General features: G+C 70.5%; 5 protein-coding genes. 2 read left to right on the forward strand and 3 right to left on the reverse strand.

Annotation, left to right across the window (positions count from 1 at the left end; translation table 11 throughout):
- Together AC1D15_RS23725 and AC1D15_RS23730 are read right to left on the reverse strand one after the other, a co-directional pair.
- On the reverse strand, positions 1-943 hold a 943-nt coding region (locus AC1D15_RS23725; RefSeq protein ID WP_477827904.1), incomplete at its 3' end, for a histidine kinase dimerization/phospho-acceptor domain-containing protein.
- Positions 944-972: 29 nt separating this feature from the next.
- Entirely contained in the window at positions 973-1497 is a 525-nt protein-coding gene (locus AC1D15_RS23730) for a putative pterin-binding protein (RefSeq protein ID WP_082004676.1), read from the reverse strand.
- Positions 1498-1576: 79 nt separating this feature from the next.
- On the opposite strand from AC1D15_RS23730, the gene AC1D15_RS23735 reads away from it, so the two are divergent.
- Complete coding sequence (locus tag AC1D15_RS23735) at positions 1577-2278, forward strand: glycine-rich domain-containing protein (RefSeq protein WP_477827905.1); 702 nt, start codon at positions 1577-1579, stop codon at positions 2276-2278.
- Between the two features lie 16 nt (positions 2279-2294).
- Here the strand turns inward: AC1D15_RS23735 and ppnP are convergent, their stop codons facing one another.
- On the reverse strand, positions 2295-2609 hold the full coding sequence (ppnP, locus tag AC1D15_RS23740; RefSeq protein ID WP_465114516.1) for a pyrimidine/purine nucleoside phosphorylase: 315 nt from the start codon (positions 2607-2609) through the stop codon (positions 2295-2297).
- Positions 2610-2693: 84 nt separating this feature from the next.
- On the opposite strand from ppnP, the gene AC1D15_RS23745 reads away from it, so the two are divergent.
- On the forward strand, positions 2694-3224 hold a 531-nt coding region (locus AC1D15_RS23745; RefSeq protein ID WP_477827906.1), incomplete at its 3' end, for a serine/threonine protein kinase.

A 3224-nucleotide genomic window follows, 5' to 3' on the forward strand; every position in this document is an offset into this window, starting at 1 on the left:
CCAGGTCCAGCGGCTGCGGCACCACCTGCAGGTTGCCGGACTCGAGCTTCGAGATGTCGAGGATGTCGTTCAGGATCGCGAGCAGGTGGTTCGCCGAATCCTTCGCGGTGCTCAGGAAGCCGGCCTGCTGGCCCGACAGCGGCGTGTCCTGCAGCAGCGACATCATCCCCAGCATGCCGTGGAACGGCGTGCGGATCTCGTGGCTCATGTTGGCGAGGAACACGCTCTTCGCACGGCTGGCCGATTCGGCCTCGGTGCGCGCCACCGCCAGGTTGTCGGCCAGCGCCTGCAGGCGGGTGCCGCGCTCGGACAGCCCGCGGAACTGCCGCAGCACGACCAGCGCGAAGGCGATCAGCAGCACGCACTGGAACAGCGTCAGCCCGAGGCTGAGCTGCGATTGCGTGCGCACCGCGGCGTTGCGCTGCGAGACACGTTCATAGAGCAGGTGCGAGGCGCCGAGCGACAGGTCGTGCAGCGGCACGCTCAGCCCGTCCAGCCGCACCAGCAGCTGGCGCAGCGCGGCCGCGTCGAGCGCGGCCACCGGCTTCTCGCCGAGGTAGCGGTCGGCCTCGGCGACGAAGGCGCGCACCTGCAGCATCGCCTGCGTGTAGATGCCGTGGTCCGGCATGATGCGCGCCGCGCGTTCATGGTCGACCAGGCCGATGCGGCTCACGAAGATGTCGTAGCGGTTCTGCAAGGCCTCCGATGCCGCGGCGCGCGATTGCTCGAGCGACAGGTCGGCCAGCGCGATGTGCATCTGGTTGCGCAGCCGCAGGTGCTCGGTCTCCAGCTGGAAGAAGCTCCAGCCGAGCGCGTCGTTCTGGTAGTGCACGCTGCTGTCGAGCAGGTCGTACTGGCGCCATTGCACGTACACGGCGGCCAGCAGCGCGAGCACCAGCGTGGTGGCCAGCATCGCGAGCCAGGCGCGGCGGGGCGCGGTCACCGGCAAGGGGTCTGGAACGGCGGCCCCGGTCATCGGATCTCGAGCAGCCGCAGCTGCCAGACCGCGCGGCCGTAGTGCACCGCGGTGCGCAGCTCGGGCTGGTCGTCGAACGGATAGATGATGACCAGCGGCCCCTTGTCGCGCACCGGCATCGGCTTGTCGTCGAGCAGCCAGGCCACCATCACGGCGCTGGCGGCGGCATCCTCGATCGGGATGTCGACCTTGTAGTCGTTCAGCGCGACCGCCCGCACCACCTGGCCCTGCGCACCGGCAGCGGCCAGCAGATCGCGCAGCCGCACGCCGGTGAACTTGCGCGGCTTCGAATACCACGGGGTGCGCGTCGAGAAGCTCTGCTGCGGCAGCTTCTGCAGCGCCGCCAGGTCGAACGACAGGCCGTCAGGCCCGTTGCGCTGCTGGATGCTGCCGGCGATGGTCAGCAGCGGCCTGCCCTCGGGCGGCGCGTCGGCCGCGCCTGCGGCACCCGCCGTCAACAGGCCGGCCGCGGCGAACAGCGCGCAGGCCCAGCGTTTCCCCCCATGTCCCGATCGTCCCATCTGACGGATTTTGCATTGGTTTCACGTCGCGACGCAGCGTGACGCGCCGGCATACTCCAAGCCGATGACATCGACATCCGTGACCCGCCTGTTGTTCGTGCTCGTGGCCGGCACGCTGGGCGTGTGGCTGGCGAGGCGGGCCTGGGTGGCCTGGCGCGAGCGCTCGGGCCTGCGCGTGATCCGCGCAGAGGCCTTTCCGGCCTTCCTGCGCGGCAAGCTGCGCCGCCTCTACCCGGCGCTGGACGACAAGGCGCTGGGCGAGGTGGAGCGCGGGCTGCGCCAGTTCTTCGTCGCCTGTGCGCGCTCGCGCGGCGGCTTCGTCGCGATGCCGTCGCGCGTGGTCGATGCGCTGTGGCACGAGTTCATCCTGCACACCCGAAGCTACGACGCGTTCTGCCGGCGCGCCTTCGGCCGCATGCTGCACCACACGCCGGCGCAGGCGCTCGGGCCGGGCAGCGCGGACGGCGACCGCAAGGCGGGGTTGCGGCGCGCGTGGCTCTGGAGCTGCAAGGAGGAGGGCATCGATCCGCAGCGCCCGAGCCGGCTGCCGGTGCTGTTCGCGCTGGACGCGGCGCTCGCGATCCCCGGCGGCTACCACTACGTGCCCGACTGCAGCCTGCTCGGCGCCGACCGCGGCAACACGCATTGCGCGAGCGACATCGGCGGCTGCGGCGGCTCGTGCGGATCGGGCAGCGATTCGAGCGATGGCTCGGGCAGCGGCGGCGATGGGGGCGGGGACGGCGGTGGCGACGGGGGCGGTGGCTGCGGTGGGGGCGACTGAACTCGGCCGCGCCGTGTCAGCCGAAGTGGCAGACGTAATGCATCGTCTGCGTCACCTCGATGTCGAACGCCGACTGGCCCGGCACCGAGAACGACTCGCCGGCGCCGTACGACTGCCAGGCCTCGCTGCCATTCAGGCGGATGCGGCAGCCGCCTTCGACGACGTCCATCACCTCCGGCGCGCCGGTCGTGAAGCGCAGCGTGGACGGCAGGATCACGCCGACGCTCTTCTTGCTGCCGTCCGGCAACTCGATGCCGTGCGAGACGCACTTGCCGTCGAAGTAGACGTTGGCGCGGGTGGAAATGGTGGCGGTGATCTTGTCGGCGGGCATGGTCGGCTCGGTGAGGAAGGGAAGGGGATCGGCCGAGTGTAAGGGCCGGGTCGGAGGTGTCATGACGCCCGGTACACTGCCCCGATGAGCACACCGACCGGCAGCGCGGGACTTCAGGACGACGGGGACGCGCTGCGTCCTGGCACCCGGCTCGGCGAGTTCGAGATCCTGCGCGTGCTCGGCGTCGGCGGCTTCGGCATCGTCTACCTCGCGATGGACCATGCGCTGGAGCGCCAGGTCGCGATCAAGGAGTACATGCCCGCCGCGATGGCCGCGCGCGGCGACGGCGAGCTGGTCTCGCTGCGCTCGCAGGCGCACCTCGAGACCTTCGGCATCGGGCTGCGCTCGTTCGTCAACGAGGCCAAGCTGCTCGCGCGCTTCGACCACCCGTCGCTGGTCAAGGTCTACCGCTTCTGGGAGGCCAACGGCACCGCCTACATGGTGATGCCGTACTACGCCGGCCGCACGCTGAAGGAAGAGCGCAAGGCGCTGGCCGGCGTGCCGAGCGATGCGTGGATCCGCGGCGTGATCGATCCGCTGCTGGGCGCGCTGCAGGTGCTGCACGACGAAGACGTGTTCCACCGCGACATCGCGCCCGACAACATCCTGCTGCTG

This window comes from Rhizobacter sp. P2_H2, from assembly GCF_056403375.1.